General features: G+C 34.1%; 2 protein-coding genes. Both read left to right on the top strand.

The genetic code is table 11. The features are described from left to right. Window positions 1-1,379: energy conserving hydrogenase EhbF (gene ehbF, locus Q4Q55_RS09990; protein WP_303372658.1), on the top strand; the 1,379-nt coding region annotated here is incomplete at its 5' end. Further along, the coding region (locus tag Q4Q55_RS09995; protein ID WP_303372659.1) for a hydrogenase at window positions 1,376-1,596 on the top strand (221 nt) is incomplete at its 3' end. The genes ehbF and Q4Q55_RS09995, both read left to right, overlap by 4 nt.

A 1,596-nucleotide genomic window follows, 5' to 3' on the forward strand; every position in this document is an offset into this window, starting at 1 on the left:
ACAAAGTAACTAAGATTTTTGCTTTTGTTGTTGCAATATGTCTTCCAATCATACCTTTAGCCTCTAATTATGGTCTCCATTACTTTGGAGGGTATGCTCCTATATTGGATAATGTGACAAGTGTAATGTATCATCCGGCAATCACATACTCATTTACTTTCCTACAACAAATTTTCATAGCAATGATTGGTCTTTTAACCTTCTTGGTTATATTCATCTATTTGACAAAATACAAAGAAGTTTCAGGACCTTATTTGTTCTTATTGTTCTTAGGTACTGCTGCTGTTACAGCGATGTTATTAACAGATGATATTTTCCACATGTTTGTATTCTTTGAGATATTGGCACTTGCGCAGGTAGGTATTGTTGCAGCTTCATCAATTGATTACAGTTATGAAATGGCATTGAAATATATGATTTTGGGATCAATCGGTTCTCCAATAATGCTTCTGGGAATCGGATTTTTGCTTGCATTGACTGGTAGTGTAAATGTAACAGATATTGTCGCTGCAGTTCATAATGGTTTGGTTGATGCTACATCTCCAGTATTTTTAACTTCACTCGGATTAATATTCTTTGGTTGGTTATATGCTTCAGGATTACCACCATTCCATACTATAAAATCTGGAATTTATTCAAAAGCAGAACCTCATGGAGCAGCTTTACTTCAATCATTTACAGTTATTTCAATGATTTCAATTGTTTTAATCATGTTTAGAATATACTCCACATTACCAATCTTTGAAGTTCTCATAGTTTTCTTCTCTATCTTAGCTATGATATTGGGTGTTTCACTCGCACTCACACAAACAGACTTCAGAAGAATGATTGGATTTTTAGCAGTTGGAGAATTAGGTTTCATTGGTTTGGGTATTGGTCTTGGAACTCAATATGCAATAACCGCCGGTTTATTCCAGGCATTAAACGAGATTATTATTACTGCATTATTGTTCATAGGATTTGGTGCTATTGTAAATGCAACAAATGAAGTGGATACACGTAAACTAGGTGGGCTTCTGGCTTATCATCCAAAAGTAAGTTTGATGCTTTTAATAGGTGGTTTGGCCATGGCTGGAGTTCCTCCTTTAAGCGGTTTCCAATCTAAATTAATGCTTGTTCAAGCATCGTTAAGTTGCGGATTCCCTGAACTGTCTATTCTGGCCATTATGGTAAGTATAGCTACATTTGTGGTATTTGTAAAAACATTCTACGCAATGTTTTTAAGACCAAAGCCAAATGATTTGGATGTTGAAAATAAGGAGGTTCCTCGAGCAATGATTTTTGCAATGGGAGTATTATTAATAATTATTGTTGCATTAGGTTTATTCCCGGATATGGTTACAAATGGAATTTCTAACTTTGTAGGAGGGATATTATGAAACTATATGATCAGATATTTGATGTTGTAAAACAATTTAAGAAATTGTTTTCTCCGGGTCCGGTAACTAATGCGGATGTTTCTGGAAGTATTACTGCAGAAATATTCTTAATTGTTTCATTGGTTTTATCTGCATTATTATTGCGACATATTAGTGTTTTACTTGCAGGATTAGTTACATTAATATTGGCAATTGTATTAATTTCAAATATTCCGCT

It is taken from the genome of Methanobrevibacter sp. (assembly GCF_030539555.1).
Lineage (GTDB): Archaea > Methanobacteriota > Methanobacteria > Methanobacteriales > Methanobacteriaceae > Methanocatella.